The 22,231-nt window shown below is 74.0% G+C and carries 22 protein-coding genes; 11 read left to right on the top strand and 11 right to left on the bottom strand.

Features of this window, described 5'->3' with window-relative positions; translation table 11 throughout:
• The first annotated feature begins 54 nt into the window (after window positions 1-54).
• On the top strand, window positions 55-489 hold the full coding sequence (locus tag ACYF6T_RS15265) for an ATP-binding protein (RefSeq protein WP_461696674.1): 435 nt from the start codon (window positions 55-57) through the stop codon (window positions 487-489).
• A 22-nt stretch (window positions 490-511) separates the two neighbouring features.
• Here ACYF6T_RS15265 and ACYF6T_RS15260 read toward each other — a convergent pair whose 3' ends face one another.
• From ACYF6T_RS15260 to ACYF6T_RS15240, 5 genes are all read right to left on the bottom strand, one after another.
• Window positions 512-889, bottom strand: a complete 378-nt coding sequence (locus tag ACYF6T_RS15260) for an ATP-binding protein (protein WP_461696673.1) — start codon at window positions 887-889, stop codon at window positions 512-514.
• A 65-nt stretch (window positions 890-954) separates the two neighbouring features.
• The gene (locus ACYF6T_RS15255; RefSeq protein ID WP_461696672.1) at window positions 955-1,299 is read right to left on the bottom strand and encodes an STAS domain-containing protein; all 345 of its coding nucleotides are present in this window, start codon (window positions 1,297-1,299) and stop codon (window positions 955-957) included.
• A 112-nt stretch (window positions 1,300-1,411) separates the two neighbouring features.
• A complete protein-coding gene (locus ACYF6T_RS15250) occupies window positions 1,412-1,783 on the bottom strand; it encodes a PRC-barrel domain containing protein (protein ID WP_461696671.1) in 372 nt (123 codons plus the stop codon).
• A gap of 128 nt (window positions 1,784-1,911) precedes the next feature.
• A complete protein-coding gene (locus ACYF6T_RS15245) occupies window positions 1,912-2,172 on the bottom strand; it encodes an STAS domain-containing protein (protein ID WP_461696670.1) in 261 nt (86 codons plus the stop codon).
• A 5-nt stretch (window positions 2,173-2,177) separates the two neighbouring features.
• Window positions 2,178-2,990, bottom strand: coding sequence for a hypothetical protein (locus tag ACYF6T_RS15240; protein ID WP_461696669.1), 813 nt, complete (start codon window positions 2,988-2,990; stop codon window positions 2,178-2,180).
• Window positions 2,991-3,229: 239 nt separating this feature from the next.
• Between ACYF6T_RS15240 and ACYF6T_RS15235 the strand changes: the two genes are divergently transcribed.
• The 3 genes from ACYF6T_RS15235 (at window position 3,230) to ACYF6T_RS15225 (ending at window position 7,636) form a co-directional block, all read left to right on the top strand.
• Entirely contained in the window at window positions 3,230-3,634 is a 405-nt protein-coding gene (locus ACYF6T_RS15235) for an STAS domain-containing protein (protein WP_461696667.1), read from the top strand.
• A 326-nt stretch (window positions 3,635-3,960) separates the two neighbouring features.
• Window positions 3,961-5,337 carry an NAD(P)/FAD-dependent oxidoreductase gene (locus ACYF6T_RS15230; RefSeq protein ID WP_461696666.1) on the top strand — a complete coding sequence of 459 codons (1,377 nt, stop codon included), beginning with the start codon at window positions 3,961-3,963 and terminating at the stop codon, window positions 5,335-5,337.
• A 58-nt stretch (window positions 5,338-5,395) separates the two neighbouring features.
• On the top strand, window positions 5,396-7,636 hold the full coding sequence (locus tag ACYF6T_RS15225; protein WP_461696665.1) for an FUSC family protein: 2,241 nt from the start codon (window positions 5,396-5,398) through the stop codon (window positions 7,634-7,636).
• Between the two features lie 18 nt (window positions 7,637-7,654).
• Here the strand turns inward: ACYF6T_RS15225 and ACYF6T_RS15220 are convergent, their stop codons facing one another.
• The 5 genes from ACYF6T_RS15220 to ACYF6T_RS15200 all read right to left on the bottom strand — a co-directional run bounded on the left by ACYF6T_RS15220 (window position 7,655) and on the right by ACYF6T_RS15200 (window position 11,067).
• On the bottom strand, window positions 7,655-8,086 hold the full coding sequence (locus tag ACYF6T_RS15220; protein WP_461696664.1) for a hypothetical protein: 432 nt from the start codon (window positions 8,084-8,086) through the stop codon (window positions 7,655-7,657).
• A gap of 227 nt (window positions 8,087-8,313) precedes the next feature.
• Complete coding sequence (locus ACYF6T_RS15215; protein WP_461696663.1) at window positions 8,314-9,159, bottom strand: DUF1206 domain-containing protein; 846 nt, start codon at window positions 9,157-9,159, stop codon at window positions 8,314-8,316.
• A 181-nt stretch (window positions 9,160-9,340) separates the two neighbouring features.
• Complete coding sequence (locus ACYF6T_RS15210; RefSeq protein ID WP_461696662.1) at window positions 9,341-9,583, bottom strand: DUF5133 domain-containing protein; 243 nt, start codon at window positions 9,581-9,583, stop codon at window positions 9,341-9,343.
• Between the two features lie 16 nt (window positions 9,584-9,599).
• A complete protein-coding gene (locus tag ACYF6T_RS15205) occupies window positions 9,600-10,463 on the bottom strand; it encodes a SigB/SigF/SigG family RNA polymerase sigma factor (RefSeq protein ID WP_461696660.1) in 864 nt (287 codons plus the stop codon).
• Between the two features lie 172 nt (window positions 10,464-10,635).
• Complete coding sequence (locus ACYF6T_RS15200) at window positions 10,636-11,067, bottom strand: ATP-binding protein (RefSeq protein ID WP_461696659.1); 432 nt, start codon at window positions 11,065-11,067, stop codon at window positions 10,636-10,638.
• Between the two features lie 237 nt (window positions 11,068-11,304).
• Here ACYF6T_RS15200 and ACYF6T_RS15195 point away from each other — a divergent pair, with 237 nt between their 5' ends.
• From ACYF6T_RS15195 to ACYF6T_RS15180, 4 genes are all read left to right on the top strand, one after another.
• Window positions 11,305-11,526 carry a hypothetical protein gene (locus tag ACYF6T_RS15195; RefSeq protein ID WP_461696658.1) on the top strand — a complete coding sequence of 74 codons (222 nt, stop codon included), beginning with the start codon at window positions 11,305-11,307 and terminating at the stop codon, window positions 11,524-11,526.
• A 44-nt stretch (window positions 11,527-11,570) separates the two neighbouring features.
• Entirely contained in the window at window positions 11,571-13,058 is a 1,488-nt protein-coding gene (locus ACYF6T_RS15190) for an aminotransferase class I/II-fold pyridoxal phosphate-dependent enzyme (protein WP_461696657.1), read from the top strand.
• A gap of 277 nt (window positions 13,059-13,335) precedes the next feature.
• On the top strand, window positions 13,336-13,806 hold the full coding sequence (locus ACYF6T_RS15185) for a cyclic nucleotide-binding domain-containing protein (RefSeq protein ID WP_461696656.1): 471 nt from the start codon (window positions 13,336-13,338) through the stop codon (window positions 13,804-13,806).
• 107 nt (window positions 13,807-13,913) lie between these two features.
• The gene (locus ACYF6T_RS15180) at window positions 13,914-16,856 is read left to right on the top strand and encodes an ATP-binding protein (protein WP_461696655.1); all 2,943 of its coding nucleotides are present in this window, start codon (window positions 13,914-13,916) and stop codon (window positions 16,854-16,856) included.
• 15 nt (window positions 16,857-16,871) lie between these two features.
• On the opposite strand, the gene ACYF6T_RS15175 is transcribed toward ACYF6T_RS15180, so the two are convergent.
• Window positions 16,872-17,426 carry a flavoprotein gene (locus ACYF6T_RS15175; protein ID WP_461696654.1) on the bottom strand — a complete coding sequence of 185 codons (555 nt, stop codon included), beginning with the start codon at window positions 17,424-17,426 and terminating at the stop codon, window positions 16,872-16,874.
• Window positions 17,427-17,799: 373 nt separating this feature from the next.
• Here ACYF6T_RS15175 and ACYF6T_RS15170 point away from each other — a divergent pair, with 373 nt between their 5' ends.
• The 3 genes from ACYF6T_RS15170 to ACYF6T_RS15160 are packed head-to-tail and all read left to right on the top strand — an operon-like array spanning window position 17,800 to window position 22,222.
• The gene (locus tag ACYF6T_RS15170) at window positions 17,800-18,972 is read left to right on the top strand and encodes a hypothetical protein (protein WP_461696653.1); all 1,173 of its coding nucleotides are present in this window, start codon (window positions 17,800-17,802) and stop codon (window positions 18,970-18,972) included.
• 11 nt (window positions 18,973-18,983) lie between these two features.
• A complete protein-coding gene (locus ACYF6T_RS15165; RefSeq protein WP_461696651.1) occupies window positions 18,984-21,671 on the top strand; it encodes a tetratricopeptide repeat protein in 2,688 nt (895 codons plus the stop codon).
• Window positions 21,668-22,222 carry a flavin reductase family protein gene (locus ACYF6T_RS15160; RefSeq protein ID WP_461696649.1) on the top strand — a complete coding sequence of 185 codons (555 nt, stop codon included), beginning with the start codon at window positions 21,668-21,670 and terminating at the stop codon, window positions 22,220-22,222. Before ACYF6T_RS15165 ends, ACYF6T_RS15160 begins: the two co-directional genes overlap by 4 nt.
• The last annotated feature ends 9 nt before the right edge of the window (window positions 22,223-22,231 follow it).

Below are 22,231 nucleotides of genomic sequence, written 5' to 3'. Positions count from 1 at the left end.
GCAGGGGCAAGTGAGCCATGACGACACCGCCGCCGACACAGGGCGGAAGGGAACATGACCACCGAACGGCGCAGGGACGGACAGCTGACTTCCGAGGACATTCCGCACCGCACCGTCCGTTTCGCGGGAGAGCCGCGCAACGTGACGGACGCACGGCTGCAGGCCGAGCGGTTCCTCGACGATCTCGCGCAGGCGACACCGCCCGCGGCGCAGGAGCACTGGGACGACGTACTGCTGGTCGTCTCCGAACTGGCGGCGAACGCCGTGCAGTACGCGCCCGGGCCGTTCGAGCTGCGGCTGCGCAGGACCTTCGACGGCGTGCACGTGGTGATGCACGACACCAACACCACACCGCCGGCGCCGCGTCCCTTCGACGCCCGCGGGGGCGGGGGCGGCATCGGCTGGCATCTGATCCACACGCTGTGCGACCAGGTCAGCGTGGTCACCCACGCCGACGGCAAGGACATCCACGTCTTCCTGCCCTGGTGAGCCCTCGTGGACGGGCGGCCGGTCAGCGCAGCGGGACGACCAGGCTGATGGTCTTGCCGCCGCCGGGGTGCCGGTCGATGGCGATGTCGCGCGCCAGGCGGATGATCAGCGGCCAGCCGTACCCGTTGCCGTGGTGCCCGACGGGCAACGCCCCGGACCCGTAGGCGACCCCGGGCACCACGTCGCTGTTGTCGCGCACGAGCAGCCGTACCCCCTCGGGAACCGGCACGACGTCGAAGCCCGCGAGACCGCCGCCGTGCCGGATCGCGTTGGTGACCAGCTCGGACACGACGAGCTGGAGGTCGATGACGGCCTCCTCGCTCACGGGGCGGCCGGGGGTCTCCCAGTGGTCGCCGACCACCGAGCGCGCGTAGGCGCGTGCCTGCGCCGCGCTCGTCACCGAAGGCGATGTCGATGTCCCGTCGTGGGTGCGGTGGTCGTCCGCGGGCGGGTGGTCGGCCTGCCTCACCGCTCGGTCACTGCCCGGGGCATGACCAGCGCTGCCTCGACGTCATCGGCGAGGACGAAGAACCCAGTGGTGCCTGTCACCTCAAACAGCCTTTCGATGATCTTGTGAAACGGTCCGGCCACCACCATCTCCGCGCCCAGTGCCCGGTGGGCCTGCTCCGCCTCCAGCAGGACGTGCAGGATGGCCGAGTCCGCGAAGGCGGCGCCGGAGAGGTCGACGACGGTACGCGAGGAAGCGGTGCGCGCCGCCGGGCCGAGGGCGGCCGCCAGCTGCGGTGCGCTCTCGGCGTCGACGTCACCGCTCACGCGTACCAGGACGACCTCCCGTCCGGCGTCTGTCACGGCGTGAGACGTGACGATCGTCTCCCCCTCGGTGGGCATGCGTGGTGTCCCGTTCGCTGCTCGGGCCGCGGCACGTCCGCGGCGCGTCGGTACGGATCGTCGGTCGCCCGGATCACGACGTGACGGACTTGCGCGGCGGAAGGTGCTGGTAGTACTCGCCGACGCTCGTCAGATACGCCGGGTCCAGGGTCTCGCTGTCGGTCCGGAACCGGGGCGCGGCCTTCACCTCCGCCTTGGTGCACGCCACGGTGATCGTCCGGTGCTCCGGGTCTATGACCTGTACGGTGCCGGCCGGCACGAGGACGCTCCGGCCGAAGACCCAGACACCGGTGTCGACCACCAGATGCCGCATCCCCGCGTGGTCGGCCTCGCGGTCCACATGCCCGATCGTGCCGTCGCTCGCGTCGACGGTGTAGCCGGTGAGGTCCACTCCCTCCTGATGGCCGGCGTCCGGTGCGTACGACCAGATTCTGCCGATGGTCACGCCGCTCCTTCCCTTCCCCCAGGGTCATGAGCCGCCGTGTCGCGAACGGTTCCGTCGACGTCCGCCGCGGCTCCACAGCAGCGGATACCCTGCTTGCCCGGTGACATTCGGCGGGCTTGACACACTCCTCAGCCGGTGCCGGGGCGGTCCTGGGCATCGGCGTCCTGGACGGAGGCGACGAGATGGTCATAGGTTCCCGTCAGGTCCAAGAGCCGGTCCAGGAAGGGCGGACGGTCCTCCAGGCGCAGCCGGCTGCCGCTGTCGTCGGCGCGGCGCCGCAGCAGCAGCAACAGCGCGGACAGGCCCCAGGAGTCGATGCAGCGCAGGCCGGAGAAGTCCAGGCGGAACAGACCGGCCGCCGGTGGCCCGGCGGCGTGCCGGGCGAGCAAGGGCGTCAGGGCGTCGACGAGTTCACCGTGTGAGGCGTGGTCCAGCTCGCCCTCGACATGGCGCCGGCCGGCACGCCGTGGCCCGGCAGCGGCGTGACGACGGCCGAGCCGACGCGCCCGGGGAAGTCGCCGGGCACGAGCCAGTCGGGGAGCGCGGCCGGGTCGATCCAGCGGGAGGGCACCGGCGGGAAGCCGCGCAGTGCCTCGCCGAGGCCGGGAACCGCGACCGGTTCCGCGGACACCACCCGGTGGACGCCGCGGCCGCTGGTCCGGCAGTGGGTGACGGGCAGCCCGCGTCCCCGGGCCGGCGCCACGACCACGGCGGCCTCCGCGAGGTGCTCGGCGGCCAGGGACGCGGTGACCTCCATGCAGCGTTCGAGGTTGAGGGAGGCGAGCAGGGCGCCGGAGGCGTCGGCGAGGAACGCCGTACGCCGGCGCTCGTCGTCGAGGGCCGTCTGCGCGGCACGGCGGTCGGTGTCGTCGACCAGCCACCAGATCACGTTCCCGTCCGCCGTACGCCGGGAGTGCGCCGCGAACGTACGGCCGCCGAGGCCGCCGTGGTGCGCCGGGGCGCTGCCGGGCCCGAGGGCGGCGGGGAGCGGCGCTTCACGCCGGTGCGCCTCGGCGATCCACGCCGGGGCGACGTCCGTCAGCCGCGCACCGGGCGTGGCGCTCGGCAGCAGCGCCGCCGCCGCGGGATTGAGGTCGATCACGTCGCCCTGCGGACCGGCGATGAGGACGGGACACGGCGCGGCCGTCCAGGCCTCGCCGTACAGCGCGCCGCTCAGGCCGGTGGGGGAATGGCGGGATGTGTCCACAAGCAAGGCGCGCCTCGACGCGCGCACCGCCTTCCGGTGGGAAACTGTTTCCGTCCGGCAACTCTCTCGTGCGGCGCACCGCGGAGGCAAGGGGCCCCGGTGAACCGGCCCGCCCGTCATCCGATGCGGGGACCGGGCGCATACGGTGCGGCTTCGGGGGTAAGCGCGGAGGCGCGGTGCATCACCAGGCACCCGACGTGCGGGCGACCACCCCGGACGCGCACTCATAGGAGGTACATGTGTCCCTTGCCCAGAACCCCCTGTCCGTAGACGTCTCCCTGCCCCGCGAGGACGTCGCGCTGATCACGGTGAAGGGTTACCTGGACATCGACACCGCGACGGAGTTCCAGCACCACCTGGCCAATCAGCTCCATCACGGGCGGCGGCACTTCCTCATCGACCTCTCGGACGTGCCCTTCATGGACTCCTCGGGCATGAACATCATCCTGCGGGTCTACCAGGAGGCGCGCGGTCTGCCCGGCAGCGTGCACATCATCTCGCCCACGCCCGCCGTGCGGCGGATCCTGGACCTGACGGGTGTGAGCATCACCGTGCCGGTGTCGCAGAGCGCCGAGGAGGCGCTGGCGCGCGTCGACCAACCGCACGAACCCGATACCGCGCCGACGGACGGGGGCGGCGCCTGACCCGCGCCCTCGCTCCGCCCCACGGCCGGATCCCAGGCCGTGCGGGCGGCGGCGTCCCCGCCGTCAAGTAGGCACGGCCGCGGCCGTTGCGCCCCGGCGACGGGCCCTGGCGCGGGCCGGCCGGCCGTGAGCGAGCTGTGTTCGTTCCCTCTCCGGCGGTGCGTTCGGGCATCCGTGCGGGCATGGTGGTCCTCGACGCGCTCGTCTGCCTGCCTCACCCGACTGGCGCCGGGCCGGTGGGCGCGGTGGGATCGATGTGGTGCTCGCAGCGATCCAGGGCAGGTGTAGGGCGTTGAACGACAGACCGCCTGGAGCCGCAGAAAGGGATGAACGACGTGACACGACCCAGGATCCTGGTGGTTGGCGCAGGCTTCGCCGGTGTGGAGTGCGTACGCCGGCTGGAGCGCAAACTCGCGCCCGACGAAGCCGACGTCACGCTGGTGACGCCGTTCGCCTACCAGCTCTACCTCCCCCTGCTGCCCCAGGTCGCCTCCGGTGTGCTGACGCCCCAGTCGATCGCGGTGTCGCTGCGCCGCAGCAAGAAGTACCGCACCCGGATCATCCCGGGCGGTGCCATCGGCGTGGACCTGAAGGCCAAGGTGTGCGTCATCCGCACCATCACCGACCAGATCGTCAACGAGCCGTACGACTACATCGTGCTGGCGCCCGGCAGCATCACCCGCACCTTCGACATCCCGGGGCTGACCGAGCACGCCTTCGGCATGAAGACCCTCGCCGAGGCGGCCTACATCCGCGACCACGTCATCTCCCAGCTCGACCTGGCCGACGCCAGCCAGGACCCGGCCGAGCGCGCCGCCCGGCTGCAGTTCGTGGTCGTCGGCGGCGGCTACGCCGGCACCGAGACCGCCGCCTGTCTGCAGAAGCTCACCCACGCCGCGGTCAAGCGCTACCCGCGCATCGACCCGTCGCTGATCAAGTGGCATCTCATCGACATCGCGCCGAAGCTGATGCCGGAGCTGGGCGACAAGCTGGGCCGCAGTGCGCAGGAGATCCTGGCCCGGCGCGGCATCGAGGTCTCGCTGGGCGTCTCCATCGAGAAGGCCGGCCCCGAGGAGGTCACCTTCACCGACGGCCGGGTGGTGCCCACCCGCACCCTGATCTGGACCGCCGGCGTGGTCGCCAGCCCGCTGATCGCCACGCTCGGCGCGGAAACGATTCGCGGGCGGCTCGCGGTGACCGCCGAGATGACCGTGCCCGGACACGACGGCGTCTTCGCGCTCGGCGACTCCGCCGCGGTGCCCGACAAGGCCAAGGACGACGAGAACGCCATCTGCCCGCCCACTGCGCAGCACGCCATGCGCCAGGGCAAGCAGGTCGCCGACAACGTCATCGCCACCCTGCGCGGCCAGGAGCTGGCCCCCTACGTCCACAAGGACCTGGGTCTGGTCGTCGACCTCGGCGGCACGGACGCCGTCTCCAAGCCGCTCGGCATCGAGCTGCGCGGGCTGCCCGCCCAGTTCGCCGCCCGCGGCTACCACTGGATGGCGCTGCGCACCAACGTCGCCAAGGTCCGCGTGGCGACGAACTGGACGCTCAACGCCATCGCCGGCGACGACTTCGTACGCACCGGCTTCCAGGCCCGCAAGGCCGCCAAGCTCAAGGACTTCGAGTTCACCGACGCCTACCTGACGCCGGAGGAGGTCCGGGCCCACGTCGAGGGGACCGCCCGCAAGCAGCTGTGAGGCCGCGTGTCATGCTGAGATCCGGATCATGACGTGAAGCGGGAGTGAGTACGGCGGCGTGAGGCAAGCGGGAGGGCCGGTCCTGGCACGGCTGCGGCATCGCGTCGCCGCCTCCGATCCCGGACTGCTGCGCCTGGCGGCGGGCCTGCGGACGGTGGGCGCCATCGCCCTCACGCTGGCCGTGCTCGCCCTGCTCGGGGCGAGCGTGCCGCATCTGGTGGGCGGCGCCATCGCGGCGATGGTCTCCACCTTCGCCATCCGGGAGAAACAGCGCGGCCGGCAGGCCGTCACCCTCGCCCTGGGGCTGCCGGTGGCGCTGGCCTCGCTCACCGTGGCCGCCCTGTTGCACACCCAGCGGGTGGCCGGCGACGTCTTCTTCGTCGTGCTCATCTTCGGCGCCGTCTACGCCCGCCGCTACGGCGACCGCGGCACGGCGCTGGGCCTGATGGGCTTCCAGGTCTACTTCCTGTCCCTGTTCGTCGGCGCCACCGCCTCGACCCTGCCGCAGCTGTACGGCGTCGTGGCCACCGCCTTCGCGTGCAGCGCCCTGGTGCGTTTCGTGCTCGTCCCCGAGACGCCCGCGGGCATCCTGGAGCGGCTGCGGGACGCCTTCCGGGCCCGGCTGGCGCAGCTGGTGTCGGCGCAGCTGGAGTTGCTCGACGCCGGGCCCGAGGACGTCGACAAGGCTCTGGAGGACGTCCGCGACGGCACCGCCCGGCTGCACGAGACGGCGCTGATGATCCAGGGGCGCCTGGAGGAGGGCACCGCCGACGAGGGCGTGGCGCGGCTGGTGCAGCGCCGGGTCGCCGACGCGGAGATCGCCGCCGAGCGCCTCGGCCTGCTGCTGCTCACCGCCCGCAGCGCCGAGCGGGCCGACACGCTCACCCTGCACCTGCCGGGCGCGCCCGCCCCCGCGGCCGGCCCCCTGCCCGCCCGCGACGAGGCGACGGACACGCTGCGCCGGGACCTTCAGGCCCTGCGCCTGCTGGTGCTGCGGCCGGTCGCCACGGCCGGCGGGACGGGACTGGCCCAGGTGCGCAACCGGCTGCTGGGCTACCGCGACGAGGAGAACCTGCCGAAGGCGCCGCGCGCCCTGCAGGACGTCTTCCGCGGCGTCGGCGAGGCCGCCCGCGCGGTCCTGGGCCTGCGCATCGCGCTCGACGGGCCGCAGGACGAATCCGACGACAGCCCCTCCACGACCCGGTCGCGGGAGGAGCTGGACGCGGAGGACGCGGCGATCGACGCCGGCGAGGAGACCGCCGAGAAGCCGGCCGGGCTGGAGCGGCCCACCACGCGCGCGGCCGTGCAGGTCGCGGTCGGCTCGTCGCTGGCCATCGTCGGCGGCGAGTTCCTCTCCAGCCAGCGCTGGTACTGGGCGGTGCTGACCTGCTGGATCGTGTTCATCAACACCGCCTCCACGGGCGAGATCCTGGTCAAGGGCTACCGCCGGCTGGTGGGCACCGTCCTCGGCGTCGTCGCCGGTCTGCTGCTGGCGGGCCTGGTCGGCCACCACACCTGGACGGCGTTCGCGCTGGTGCTGCTGTGCGTGTTCGCGATGTTCTACTCGGCGCCGCTGTCATACACGCTGATGTCCTTCTTCGTCACCGCGGCCCTGGGGCTGCTGTACACCCTGCTGCACACCTACAGCCTGTCGGTGCTGGTGCTGCGGGTGGAGGAGACGGCGCTGGGCGCGGCCTGCGGGGTGATCGCGGCGGCGTTCGTGCTGCCGGTGCGCACGGACCGGCGTACCAACGACCTCCTCGGCGCGGTGCTCGACCGGCTCGCGGAGGTCGCCGGGAGCGCCCTGGACCAGCTCAGCGGCGGGCCTCCGGTGGAGCTGCTGGACCAGGCGCGCGAGCTGGACCGGGCGCTGGCGGATCTGCGGGCCGCCACCCAGCCGCTGACACATCCCGTCACGCCCCTGCGGACCCGGCGCGACACCGCCCGCTACGTCGTCGCCCTGCTGGAGACCTGCGCCTACCATGCGCGTTCGCTGGCGGCCACGGCCGAGCTGCTGCCCACCCACCCCTCGATCGCGGCCGACCCCCGGCTGCGGCGGGCCGGGCGGCGCATCCTGCACAACATCGAGGCGGTCTCCGCGCGCGTCACCGACGAGGGCGCCGCCGTGGAGGTCGAGACGGGGCCGAGCATCGCCGCCCTGCTGGAGACGGACGGACCGGGCGTGTCGCGGTACGGGCGCATCACCGACCGGGTGCTCAGGCACCTGCAGCGGCTGGACGAGGCGGTGGTCGGTCTGGCGCGGCCGCTGCGGGTCCCGGTGGCGCAGCCGAAGCGGTGACCGCCGCACGCCGGCGCCTCAGAAGTCGGTGGGCAGCCCGCTCGCCTCGGCGATGCCGCGCAGTTCCTCGTTGTCGTGATGGCGTTCGCGGATGTAGTCGGCGATCTCGCCGAGCCGTACCGGGTCGGCGGCGGTGTCCGCGTCGGTGACCACCCTGACCGGTCCGGTCTCCTCCAGGGTGATCTCGACGACCTCGTTGTCCAGCCTGCCGGTGACGGCGGTCGCGATGACCAGGGCGGCCTCGTCGCGGATCTCCTGGGACAGTCCTTCGGTCCGCTCTCCGTCGAGGGCGAAGTCGAGCGCGGGCAGGCGTTCCTCGTCGATCGCCCGCAGGACCGGTTCCACGAGACCGAGCAGGGCCCGGTAGTCCTCCGCGTCCATCCGAGTGCGCAGAATGCCGAGGTACAGGTCCACGGGCCGGTGCTCCGGTGGCAGCTCGAATTCGTTCATTGGCTCCGTGTTCCCCCCTCCCGCCCGCTCTAGACCCGGTCGGCGCATTCCCGTCACGCACGCGAGAGGTACGGGCCCCGCGGCGGTGACGGGGCCCGTCGCCGGGCCGGGTGAGGCCGAGCGCGCGAGGCGCCTGGCGGGCGGGGCCTGTTCCGGATCCGTCCGGCCGCACGGCACCGAGCAAGACCGAGCGTCGTGGAGGTGCCGGCGACCGGCGTTCCGTGCGGCTAGACCCTGCGCCACCGGGCCATGGCGAAGGAGAACGCGCCGAAGAGGACCAGGCCGGCCGCGACGCAGACGAGCAGCCAGGGTCCGAGCGGGGTGTGCGCGAAGGAGCGCAGGGTGTCGTCCAGGCCCTTGGCCTTGTCGGGCCGGTAGTCGACGGCCGCGCGGACGGCGAAGGCGCCCGCCGCGGCGAACACCAGCCCGCGCGCCGCACCGCCGGCCACGCCCGTCACATCCGTCAGCCGTCGCGCCCAGGGCGCCATCTCGCCCCGCTTGAGCTGGTCGCGGTAGTCGCGGCGCAGCGCCCGCGCCCCGATCCACACGCCCGCCACCGTGATGCCGACGCCGGCCGCGCCGACCAGCCACTGCCCGGCGGGCAGGTCGAGGACGCGGGCGGTGACGTCGCGGGACTGGGCGTCGCTGGATCCGCCACCGCCACTGCCGCCGTGGGGTCCCGCGGCGAACGTCAGGACCGAGTAGGCGACGGTCGTGTAGAAGACGCAGCGCACGACCGCGAGCAGGCGTTTGCGGGCGCTGCGGCCGTCGCGTCCCACCGAGCCGAAGACCGCCTCCGACAGCCGCCACAGGGCCATGCCGACCAGCCCGATCCCGAGCGCCCACAACAGCACCGAGCCGAAGGGCTGCCCCGCGAGGGTGGCCAGGGCGCCGCCGCGATCGGCCTGCCGGTCGCCGTCGCCGAAGGCGATCTGCAGCGCCAGCACGCCGACCATGAGGTAGATCACGCCCCGCGCGGCCAGCCCGGCCCGGGCGGCGCCGGCCGTCATCGGGCCGCGAGCCGCCCGCTCCGCCTCGAACCGCCCCTGGTGTGCCATGGCGGTGGTGTTCACATCAGCCTCCCCCTGTACGGACGACCGGCCGCCGTCACGACGATCTGCTGCACGGGCCCCGGGGACGGCGACCCGGGGCGTGCGGTGGTGCGCGTTCGTGCGCTCACGGCGTCCGGAGCGGGGGGCCGGCCCGTGGCCGGCCCCCCGCTCCCCGGCGCGCGGTGGGCGTGCCGGGCCATGGTCAACTCGGGGAGGACTCGGTCAGCGGCGCGTCGGCGACGCGCCGCGACTCGGCGGCCAGCAGGCGCTGCGCGGTCTCCAGGGCATGTCTGACGTCACGCGTGCCGGTCGACACGCACAGCGTGTAGGCGACGTCCTGCGCCCGGCGACCGGTCCGGGCGGCACCCGCCGTGGACTCCTCGGCGCGCAGGATCTCGTACTCCTCGACGAGTGCGCGCAGGACGGCGGGGTGAGGGATCAGCATCTACGGGCTCCTTCTCTCAGGCCGCGGTGGTTCGTCCGCCGGCACTGCGCTTGCTCCCCCGCCGCTGCCCCAGCACCTCTTCGCGCACCTGGGCGCAGCTGCGGCTGATGAGACGGGAGACGTGCATCTGGGAGATGCCGAGCTGGTCGGCGATGCGGCTTTGCGTCATGTCCTCGAAGAACCGCATGTAGAGGATGGTGCGCTCCCGCTCGGGCAGCCGGCGCAGGCCCTCCTTGGCGGACTCGCGGTCGACGACGACGTCGTACGAGCTGTCCGGCCCGCCGAGGGTGTCGGCGAGGCTGTAGCCGTCGTCGTCGTTGGAGAGCTCGGCGTCCAGCGACAGGGTGCTGAAGCTCTCCAGGGCCTCCAGGCCGGTGCCGACCTCGTCCTCGGTGAGTCCGGTGTGGGCGGCGATGTCGGCGACGGAGGGTTCGGGGCTGCCCGGGGTCTGGGTCAGCTCGCGGCGGGCCACGCGCACCTTGTTGCGCAGTTCCTGGACCCGGCGGGGCACCCTGAGCGCCCACATGCGGTCCCGGAAGTGCCGCTTGACCTCGCCGGTGATGGTGGGGACGGCGTAGCTCTCGAAGGCACCGCGTGAGGGGTCGAACCGGTCGATGGCCTTGACCAGTCCGAGCGCCGCGACCTGGCGCAGGTCCTCCACGGACTCTCCGCGGTCGCGGAACCGTCCCGCGATCCGGTGAGCCATGGGCAGCCAGGCCGTGACGAGTTCGTCGCGGACAGCGTCCCGCTCGGGACCGTCCTCCAGGGTGGCGAGACGGGCGAAGAGATCGGCCGTCTCGGGGGCGTCGTCGTGTCGCCGCGCCGCGGAGGCGGTGGGCCGGTCGTTCGTGCTGGGACGGCTGGACGTGTCGATGAGCATGCGGAATCGCTCCTGAACGAGGGTTTCAGGGACTACCGCGGGAACGGAGGCCGCCCGGACCGCTGGGTGGCCCGGGGCAGCCGCACGGCTCCCGCTGGCGCGCCTCCGGTCCGAAGCACGAAACACCGCCTGCCCGGCGGTCGCGTTCACAAACGCCCCCGGGCGACGAAGTTCAGGAAAGCGGAACCAGGGCGGTGATGCGCTTGCCGCCGGCGGGCAGCTCCGACACCCGCACATCGCGGGCCAGCCGGCACACGATGGGCCAGCCGCGACCGCCGGGACGCTGGCGTCCTTGCGGGTCGACGGGTTCGACGGCCGTGGGCAGCTGGTCGCTGCGGTCGCTCACCGACACGCGCACGTCGGGCCCGACGACGTCGACGCGGAAGTCGGTGATCCCGCCGCCGTGCAGGATGGCGTTGGTGGTCAGTTCGGACACCACGAGCAGAGCGTCCGAGAGGGCGTCGGCGTCACAGCAGGTGTGGGTGGCACGGCAGCGCTCCGCCACGGCCTTTCTCACGGCCCTGCGCGCCTCGTCCGGTTTGCAGCCGCAGCGCCCGACGAATGACGGTTCGGGGGCGGAATCGGTCCTGTGCCTTTCGCACATCGCCTGGCTCCCTGGGGGGTGGAAACGTCCGTTGTCGTGATCGATGGGGAGGGAAGGAGGTCCGGCCCGGACGCTCACGTGCGCGGCTCCTCCCCCGCCGGCCCCGGGGCTGTCGCGTGGCGCCCCGCGCGCCCCGCGGACCTTCCTTATCCGGCTGACCTCCACGAGGCCGGACAAACCTCCCGGGCGACGGCATATCGCGGCCATTACGCCGCGAGAGGGGGGTACGCGGACTCCATGAGCGATGTCGTGGACTCGGACGAACTGCTGAGGCGCCTGCAGCGGGCGCGGGCCTGCGCGGAACAGGAACACCGGGCGTGGCGCACCCGCACCGGCGAGCTGCGGGCCGGCGATCCGCAGACGGCGCACGAGGCGGAGGTGCGGACGCTGGCCTACGAGGCGGTGCTGCGGGTGCTGGATGAGATCATCACCCCGGGCAGGCACGCACAGCCGAGCTGACCTGCCCGTTTTCACGGGCCCCGATCCAGGGAACCCGGGTGCGCATGACAGCCGATCACACGAGAGCACCCGTACTGGAAGCCCTGGTCGAATACCGCAGCCGCGGACGGCTGTCGTTCACCCCACCCGGGCACAAACAGGCCCGCGGGGCCGACCCGGAGGTGCGCAAGGTGCTCGGGGACGCGGTGTTCCTGGGCGACCTGCTGGCCTCCGGGGGACTGGACGACCGGCTCACGCGGGGTGAGGTGCTGCTGCGCGCCGAGAAGCTGATGGCCGACGCGGTCCACGCCGAGCACACGTTCTTCACCACCTGCGGCAGCTCCCTGTCGGTCAAGGCGGCGATGCTGTCGGTCGCCGGTCCGCACGAGAGGCTGCTGATCGGCCGGGACGCCCACAAGTCGGTGGTGTCGGGCCTGATCCTGTCCGGGATCGAGCCGGTGTGGGTCGAGCCGCGCTGGGACGCCGAGCGGCACCTCGCCCATCCGCCGACCGCCGAGGACTACGAGAACGCCTTCGCCGCCGCTCCGGACGCGAAGGGGGCGCTGGTCACCAGTCCGACGCCGTACGGCAGCTGCGCCGCGCTCGGGGAGATCGCCGAGGTCTGCCACCGGCGTTCGGTGCCGCTGATCGTGGACGAGGCGTGGGGTGCGCATCTGCCGTTCCATCCGGACCTGCCGACCTGGGCGATGGACTCGGGCGCGGACATCTGCGTGACGAGCATCCACAAGATGGGCAGCGGGCTGGAGCAGGGGTCCGTCTTCCACCTGCAGGGCGACCTGGTGCCGCCGGAGGTGCTGCAGACGCGGTCGGACCTGCTGGGCACGACCAGCCCGTCGGTGCTGATCTACGCGGGCCTGGACGGCTGGCGCCGGCAGATGGCGCTGCACGGCGAGGAGCTCATGGGCGGCGCCCTGGACCTCGCCCGGCGGGTGCGGGCGTCGATCGAGGAGATCGACGGGATGCACGTCAACGACGGGGCCGACTTCTGCGCCCCGGGGCTCGCGGACGACTTCGACCCGCTGCCCGTGATCATCGACCTGGACGGGCTCGGGATCAGCGGTTTCCAGGCCGCGGACTGGCTGCGCGAGCACCGCTCCGTCGACGCCCACCTCAACGACCACCGCCGTATCGGCACCCAGATCACGCACGGCGACGACGAGGAGACCGCCGGGGAGCTGCTTGCCGCGCTGAAGGACCTCGCCGCGGCCGCGCCCGGGCTGCGTCCGGCGCCGCGCATGGAGGTGCCGTCCCCGTCCGAGTTGCGGATGGACCAGGTACGGCTGCCGCGGGACGCCTTCTTCGGGCCTGCCGAGAACGTCCCGGCGGACGACGCCGCCGGCCGGATCGCGGCGGAGATGATCACGCCGTACCCGCCTGGAATCCCCGCCGTGCTGCCGGGCGAGCGGCTCACCGAGCCGGTGCTGCGCTACCTGCGCAGCGGCCTTGCCGCGGGCATGAACCTGCCCGACGCCACCGATCCCGACCTGAAGACGATCAGGGTGCTGGCGGACGACGCCCGGGCCGCGGAGTGAAACCGGTCACGTGACCCGGTTTCCGCTTCGCATGACGCGCCTGGATGGTTTACCGTTCACCCATACGTGGTGCCGGAGTGGACCGTACCGTCCTCCGCCGCCACCGCTTACGGCCCTGGCTGGCTTCCCCCGTCCAGCCAGGGCTTTTTCACGCCCTCCCGGCGCTGGGCCCGTTTTCCGCCGCGACTCCCGTCCGCCGAGGTGCCCGGCGCGCCCGCAGCGGCTGAAATGGGCGTAGGGAAAGACCGGAACCCACGCCGGCGAGGAGCCCCGTGCCATGACCAAAGCGATAAAACTGCTGACCGCCCTTCCCCCGCCCCAGCGCCAGCGTCTGATGGCCCTCGCCCGGGAGGTCTCCTTCCCGGAGGACACCCGGATCTTCGAGGCGGGCGGCAAGGCCGACCGCTTCTGGGTCATCCGCTCCGGCGCGGTCTCCCTGGACCAGCGCGTGAACTCGCTGCAACGCGTGACCGTGGCCAGCCTCGGCACCGGCGACCTGCTCGGCTGGTCCTGGCTGTTCCCGCCGCACGAGTGGGACTTCGGCGCGGAGGCCTTCAGCTTCGTGCGCGCCTACGAGTTCGACGCGGCGCAGGTGCTGCGGCTGTGCGAGGAGGACCCGCAGCTCGGGCTCATCCTGATGCGCAGCGTCGCCGAGATCCTCGCGCACCGGCTGGAGATGACGCGTGGCCGGCTCATGGAGCGGCTGGGTCCGCTGAGCGGAACCCGGAGTGACAGCCCCCGGCGCTGACACGACGCTGCCCGGTGGCATCCGTCCGGGCGGCCGCCACGAACACCAGGAGAGCGAACACCACGAGACCGGTACGTCAGCACGTCAGAAGGCATACGGGGGTGTGCATGTCGACCGTGAACCATGACGACTTATCGATCCCGGACCACTTGCCGGGCCCGGACCGCGTCTCGGTCCGCGTCGGCCGGGAGCGCGAACACGGGCTGCTGGAGGAGGCGTTGGACAGCGCGTGCCGGGGGCACGGGCGCGCGCTGCTGCTGAGCGGGGAGGACGGCAGCGGCAAGTCGCTGCTGATGCGGGAGGTGGCCCAGGCCGCGCACGGCCGGGGCATGCGGGTGCTGCTGGGCCGGGGCAGTCCGGTCGGCCCGGCCGTGCCGCTGCGGCCCCTGAGCGAGGCGCTCGCCGGCCTCTTCCGCGACGGCGCGGGCCCGGACGCGCGCTCCCTCGGCCCGTACCGCGCCGTCCTGGGCCGTCTGGTGCCCGAGTTCGGCGGCGCCGGCGCCCCGGGTCCGGCCGAGTCGCCCGTCCTGCTCGGCGAGTCCGTGCTGCGGCTGCTGTCCGCGGCCGCGACGGGCCCGGGCACCCTGCTGGTCCTGGAGGACCTCCAGGACACCGATCCCTCGACCGCGGCCGTGGTCGAGTACCTGGCCGACAACATCGCCGGACAGCGTCTGGCGCTGGTGGTCACCTTCCGTTCCGGTCCCGGCGCGCCCTGGGACCTGGCCCGCGCCCTGTCCCGGCGGCGCACGGCGACGCTGCTGAACCTGCACGGCCTGAACCGCTCGGAGGTGGGCCGGCTGGCGGCCTGCCGGCTGGGCGTCCCGGCCGACGGGGTGCCGCACGACGTCGTGGACCGGCTGCACCGGGACAGCGGCGGCAATCCCTTCGTCGCCGACGAGCTGCTGCGCACCCTCGTCGCCACCGGCACGCTGCTGACCGGCCCGCAGGGGTGCCGGCTGGTGCCGGGAGCGTCCCGCCCCGTGCCGCCGGCCGTCGAGCACGCCATCGACCGGCGCGCGGCACGGCTCGGCCCGGAGGGGCACCGGCTGCTGTCCGCCGCGGCGGTGATCGGCGAGCGGTTCCCCGTCTCGGTGCTGCGCCAGTCCTGGGGGATGTCCGAGGCGCGGCTGTTCGCGCAGTTGCGGGCCGCGGGCGCGGCCCGGCTGATCACGGCCGACGGCCGGGACAGCGACTGGTACGCCTTCCGCGGTGTGCTGACCTCGGCGGCGCTGCGGGGCCGGCTCACCCCGGCGGACCGGGCCGCGCTGGCCCGGCGGGCCGCCGAGGCGGTGGGCGAGCTGCATCCCGGGCTGCCGGGGCGCTGGTGCCGCTTCGCCGCCCAGCTGCGGCTGGCGGCCGACGACCGGCCCGGCGCGGCGGAGCTGTTCGCCACCGCCGGGCGCCGCGCGCTGTCGGCGGGGCACGTCCCGAGCGCCGTGGACCTCCTGGACCGGGCGTGGGAGCTGCTCGGCACCGCGGACGAACCGCGGCTGCGCGCGGACGTCCTCGACGACCTGCTGGCGGCGCTGGCGGAGCACGGCCGCATCGACCGCGCGCTGCGGCTGGCGGGCGCGGCGGAGGAGTCGGGCGGCCCCTGCCCGGCCTCGGCGGACGTGGCGCGCCTGCACGTCCGGCTGGCCTGGCTCTCGCACGCGGACGGCCGTACGGCCGCCGGGCTCGCCCACGTGGAGGCGGCACGCGGCGCGCTGGGCCCGGAGGCCGGCGACCGGCAGGGGGCCGCGCTCGACGCCGTCACGGCCCAGCTGACGCTCGACGCGCCGGAGCGGGCGCGAGGGCTCGCCGAGCGGGCGGCGGAGCAGGCCGAACGGGGCGGGCGGGCGGTCGTCGCCTGCCGGGCCTGGCGGGTGCGCGGTCAACTCGCCCTGCAACAGGGCCGGTCCGCGGAAGCGGCCCGCTGCTTCACCCGGATGCGGACCCTGGCGGAGCGGCACGAGCTGCCCCTCTGGCAGATGCACGCCATGCTCCAGCTCGCCGTCCACACCTGGCTGTCGGCCGGGCAGCGGGAGGCGCTGCTGCGGGTGCGGCGGAGGGCCCGGCACCTGGGGGCACGGTCCGTGCGCACCTCCGCGGACCTGCTGCTGGCGCTCGACCACGTGCTGCGCGGCGAGTACGCGGCCGCCCGGCGGCTGACCGATGCCTACCGGGCCACGCAGGAACGATCGGCCCTCGGCGGCGCCGACGCCCGCTGCCTGACGGCCGTACGCGCCGTCGCCGCCGCCCACCAGGGCCGGCGCGACACGCTCGACGGCATCCTGGCCGACGCCGGTCTCCGCGCGCCCTCGCCGTGGGCGCCGCTCACCCAGGGACTGGCCGGGGCGGTGTGCGCCCTGCTGGAGGAGGACCGTGAACGCGCCCGCCGCGAGCTGGAGCGGGCGGCGGCCCTGGACGCCGTCTGCCCGGCGCCGTACCCGCTGACCGGACGTCACGGTCTGGCCCTGCTGCTGGAGGCACTCGCCCCGGACACCGGTCCGCACACCGACGAGGAGGCGGCCGAGGCGGACCGGCTGCGCTGGAACCGGCACTTCGCGCTGCTGGCCCGGGCCGTCCGGCTGGGCCGGCTCGGGCGCGGCGCGGAGGCGGCCGTCGCCGTGCGGGAGGCGGCGACGGCCGCGGCGCCGTATCCGATGGCCGCCCGGCTCGGCCTGCGCCTGGTCGCCGAGGCGGCCCAGGCCGACGGCTGGGGCGATCCGGTGACCTGGCTGCGGGAGGCGGAGCAGTACTTCCACGACGCGGGCGTGCCGGCCGTGGCCCAGGCGTGCCGGGGGCTGCTGCGCCGCGCCGGCGCCGTGGTGCCGCAACGGGCGGCCGGGCAGGTCCCACGGGAGTTACGCGTCCTGGGGGTCACGCCACGGGAGTACGAGGTGCTGCGGCTGCTGGCGGACCGGCCCGACAACCGGACGCTGGCCGCGCGGCTGTTCATCTCGCCGCGCACGGTCGAGAAACACGTCGCGAGCCTGCTGACCAAGACCGGCCGGCCCAACCGCGCCGCCCTCGGCACCTATGCGGCGCAGGTCGGGCAGACGGAGTGATGGCCCGGCGAGCGCTCAGGCGTCCGCCAGGGTCTTCTCCAGCCAGCTGACCACCGTCGCCGCGGCCTCGTCCGGCGCGGGCATGGTGATGCCGGCCGCGTTCTCCTTGCGCCACAGCTCGAACACCACCTGCTCCTGGGGTTCGACGACCGTGTGACCGTCGGCCCGCAGGGTCGCCACGTGCCGGCGCACGGGCGCCTTGGCCCACATGGTGCGGTTCATGTTCGGCAGGAACAGCGCCGGGCGGTCGGCGGCCAGCAGCACCGTCTGCGCCGGTGTCGCCGCCAGGCCCAGCGCCGCCGACGCCAGTGTGTTCGCCGTGGCCGGCAGCACCACGACGGCGGCCGAACGCTTCGCCACCTCCACCGGATTGAGGGCGGGGTCGTCGCTGGTGTACGCCTCGTCGGCGTACCAGGCGACGACCTGGGGCTGGACGAACCGTACGGCGTCCCCGGTGAGGAGCACCCGCAGGCTCAGGCCGATCTCCTGGCGCAACCACGTCAGATAGACCGGAAGTTGACTCGCCGCGCTGGAACCGCAGGCGATGACTGACAGGGCGTCGTCTCGCATGACCTCCACCCTGTCCACACCGCCCGCCGCCCGCATGGGGGCGCCACCCCCATCCGCGGCCCGCGGCCGGCGCCGGAATATGGGGGCCGTCTCCCCATGCCCCGCGGCCGGGCGGATGCCAGTGTCGTCCATCGAGCCGCCCGCCCGGCGGCGCACACGACCGGCACGAGACCACGGGGAGGTGAAACCCATGAAGAAGATCACCGTTCGCAAGACCGGTTCGATCCGGCTCACGTCGTCCGCGTCGGCCTACACGTTCGTCGGCTGCTGACGTCCTCGGTCCGTGCCCCCGGCCGCCGCACCGCGGTCACCGGAGGCACGGACCCTTCGCTTCCGCATCCCGTTCCGTCCCGCCGAGGAGGCTCGCGACGCCATGCCGGCCCTCGAGTTCCACCCGCTGACCTTCGTCGACGAGCACGACGGCGTCGTCGTCGGACGCCCCGACACCGAGTCCTACGCCGTGCTCCCGCACGACGGCGCGGCGCTGCTGCGCCAGCTCGCCGCCGGCCGGCCCGCCGACGAGGCGGCGCACTGGTACCGCGGCGAGTACGGCGAGAGCGTCGACATCGGCGACTTCGTGGCCACCCTGCGCGAGCTGGGCTTCGTCCGGGAGGGACCGGACACCGCGTCCGAGCCGTCCCCCTCCCCGGCTCCGCTACGGCTGCGGCGCCTCGGCATCCTGGTGTTCTCCGCACCGGCCTGGGGCTGTTACGCGGCCCTGGTCATCGCGTGCGCCGCCCTGATGATGACCGATCCCGGAGTGCGTCCGCGCCCGGACAACGTGTTCTTCACGTCCTCCCTCGTCGCCGTCCAGCTGTCGCTGGCGTTCGTGCAGGCCCCGGCCGTCGCCTGGCACGAGTCCTTCCACGTCCTGGCCGGACGCCGGCTCGGGCTGCCGACCCGGCTGACCGTGAGCCGGCGGCTGTTCTTCATCGTCGTCGAGGCACACCTCGACGGCCTGTACAGCGTGCCGCGCAGGCGGCGCCACCTGCCGTTCCTCGCCGGGATGGTCGCCGACGTGCTGCTGTTCGCCGCGCTGACCGTGCTGGCGGCCGTGGGACCCGGGTGGGCGGCCGGGTTCGCGCTCGCCGTCGCCTACACCGTGCTGCTGCGGCTCGCCTGGCAGTTCTACGTCTTCCTGCGCACCGATCTGTACTACGTGCTCACCACCCTCCTCGGCTGCACCGACCTGCACGGCGCCACCTCGGCCTGTCTGCGGCGCAAGCTGAGCCGGCTGCCCGGTGTCCGGCCGCCCGCCGACGACACGGACTCCACCTGGTCGCAGCGCGACCGCCTGATGGCGCCCTGGTTCGCGCTGCTCACCGTCGGCGGCGTCGGCTTCCTGCTGGCGACGGCCGCCCTCGCCTTCGTCCCCCTGCTGGTGGGGTTCGTGACGCGGCTCGGCCCGGCGCTCGCCGACGGCGCGGCGGGCGGCGCCCGGTTCTGGGACTCGGCCACCTCACTCGGCCTGTTCGCCCTGGAGTTCGCCCTGCTGATCCTGATCTCCCGCCGCGAGGCGTCGCGTTCCGCCTCCGACCCACGATGAAGGAAGGCCCCATGAACACCCACCTGTGGCGCTCCGGCCCGGACGTGCCGGGCGACGCACCGGCGGACGTGACGGTCGGCTGCCACCGCCGGCTGCGCGGACCGTACACCGGCGCGGGCACCCTGGCCCGCGCCCTGGTCCCCGGCGCCTACGCGCGCTGGCCGGAACTCGTGCGCCTCCACGCCATCGAGATCCTCTCGACCGCCCCCGAGCTCAAGGACCGCATCGGAGCCTCGCCGCAGACCCTCACCTCCCTCGCCGTCCCCGAGGAACGCACGCGGATCTACGCCGCCGCGCGCACCCGGCGGCTGGCCCACGGGCTGGTCGAGTTCCTGCACGCGTACGCGGCCCTGCGCGACCGCGGACCACTGACCCTGGCCTTCACCGACGTCGACGAAGCCGACCCCACCGACCAGGAGTTCCTCGCCATCCTGCTGCGCCGCAGCCAGGGCCTGCCGCTCGCGGTCACCGTCGGCACCCGGGGCGGGACCTTGTCCGAGGAGCTGGAGTCGGCGCTGGAGCAGTACGCCACCCGCGCAACCCCCGCCCCTCCCCCGGTCGCCGCCGCCCGCGGCGACCGCGACGAGACGGGGCTGCTGAACGCCTACATCGACTCCGACGGCACCTCCGACGACCCCGACGAGCGGTCCGCCTACCAGGCCGCCGACCCCGCCGTGCGGGCCGCGCTGCACGACCGGCGCGCCGCGCGGCTGCTGGGCGAGGGCGACTGGAGCCTGCGGCTCGGTGCGGTGCCGTACCACCTGGAGCACGGCAGCGATCCCGCGGGGGCCGGCGGGGACGCCCTGCACGAGGCCGTGTACTACGCGGCCGGACTGGGGTTCTGGCCCGCCGTGCTCGACTACGCCCGGCGCGCCCGGGCCGTCGTCGACCCCGAACAGGCCGAACGGTACTGGGACTTCTGCGGCAAGATGGCCTCGGCGTACGGGCTGCTGGGCCGCACCCGCGAGGCCGAGAGGCTGTACGTGGAGGTGCGCGGCCGCTATCCCCTGCCGATGGCCCAGATGTTCACCGGTTACGCCCTGGCCATGCTCTACACCCGTATGCACCCGCCGGAGCTGCGCGACCACCACCTCGCGAAGGCCTACCTCAGCAACACGATCACGCTGGCCTCGCTGCTGCCCGACGCCGAACAGCGCGCCTTCCACTGGGCGTTCCAGCGCAACGGGATGGCGCTGGTGGAGATGCACCTGGGCAACCTGCCCGAGGCCCTGCGCCTGGTGACGTCGGCGCTGGAACACCTCGACGCGGAGCTGCCGGCCGACCGGCACCGGCTGCACCGCTCGGTGCTGGTGCACAACCGGGGGCGGGTGTACGCGGCGCTGGGCCGGCTGCCCGAGGCGCTGGCCGACCTGACGACGGTGATCGGGCTGGACCCCAACTACCCCGACTACTACTTCGACCGCGCGGACATGCTGCACAGGCTCGGCGAGGACACCGCCGCGCTCGCGGACTACGACACCGCGCTCGCGCTCGGTCCGCCGTTCTGGGAGGTGCACTTCAACCGGGCCGACCTGCGGGCCGCGACGGGCGACACCGAGGGCGCGCTCGCCGACCTGCGCCGTGTGGTGGAGCTGGAGCCCACCGAACTCGACGCCCGGGTCAACCTGGTGGGCCTGCTGCTGGAGACCGGGCGGCCGGAGGAGGCGGCGCCGCTGGTGCGGGAGGGCCTCCGACTCGCCCCGTCCGACGCGCGGTTGCTCCTGGCGCGAGGCCAACTCGCCTGGGAGGCCGGGCACACCGAGTCCGCCCGCCGCGACTTCGACCTGGCCCTGTCCGCCGACCCCGACTGCGTCCCGGCGCTGGCCGCCCGCGCCGGGCTCGCCTTCGAGGCGGGCGACCTGGCCGGCGCACTGCGCGACCTCAACCACGCCGTCGAGACCGACCCCGCCGATCCCGACCTGCGCTACAACCGCGGCTACGTCCACCAGACCGCCGGTGCCCTGCGCGCCGCGGTCGACGACTACACCACCGCGCTGGCCCTCCCCGGAGCCGACCCGGCCGACCTGCTGAGCCGACGGGCGCACTGCTACCGGGAGTTGGGCGAGGAGGAGGCAGCACAGGCCGACCTGAAGACGGCGGCGGCAACGGCCATGACCACGGAGTTGCACGAAGCGCCCTCGGAAGAGCCGCCGCCAGATGGAGAGACCGCCGGGGCCAGGACCGTGGGCGGCCCGGCCGGCGACGCAGCGGCGTCGGTCGAGGAAACCGCCGTGGCCAAGTCCCCACACCAGGCACCTGCCAGGGCCACCAGCTCCACCGAGCCGACGACCCCGGACAAGGAAACCGCCAGGGCCAAGTCCCCACACCAGGCCGCTGCCGGGACCACCAGCTCCACCGAGCCGACGGCCCCGGACGAAGAGACCACCGGGGCCAAGTCCCCACACCAGGCCGCTGCCGGGGACAGGGGCTCCGGCGAGGCGGCGGCCTCGGACGAGGAGACCGCCGGGGCCAAGTCCCCGCGCGCGGCTGTTGCCGGGGACAGGGGCTCCGGTGGGGCGGTGGCGTGGGGCGAGTCTGTCGTCCGGGCCTCGGTGTCCCGTGAGGCGGCCGAGGAAACGGCGCCGTCAGGCGGTGCGGGCGTCGGCTCCGCGTCCTCGGGTGGCCGGCGCAGCTCCGGCTCCGGGGCTGGAGGCGACGGCGCTTCCGAAGCCCCGCTCTCCGCCGGTGTCCCGCGATGACGGCCTTTCACGTGCCGTCGGGGGCGGTCGTGCCGGGGCAGGGGGCCGACGGGCCGCAGGGTCTCGTCGTCCCGGACGAAACGGACGACTTCCATCGCTTCATGCGGATGTGGGCCACCGGCATCGCCGTCGTCACCACCCGGCGTCGAGGACGGTCCGTCGGCTGTACGGTGACCGCGTTCACCTCGGTGTCGCTGCGGCCCGCGCTGCTGCTGGTCTCGCTGGCGAACCGCAGCCGTACCCTCGCGGCGGTGCGGGCGCGGGGCGCGTTCGGGCTCAACGTGCTCGCGGGCGATCAGGCCGCCCTCGCCGGTCACTTCGCCACCGCGCCCGGCGACCGGTTCGCGACGGTCCCGCACCGGATCGTCGGCGGCGTGCCCCTGCTGGACGCGGCGCTGGGGACGGCCGTGTGCCAGGTGGAGCGGGCCTGGGCCGTGGCCGATCACACCCTCGTGCTCGGCCGCCCGGGCCGTTACGGGGGCCGCCGCGACGCCGTACCCCTCATCCGCTTCGACGGCGCCAGCACACCGCTGCCCGCCGACCGGCGCTGAGCCGCCCGC

The sequence above is a fragment of the Streptomyces sp. 7R007 genome (genome assembly GCF_054850255.1).
Note: the sequence above shows the minus strand (reverse complement) of the source record. Positions and strands in the feature narration are given on the sequence as shown.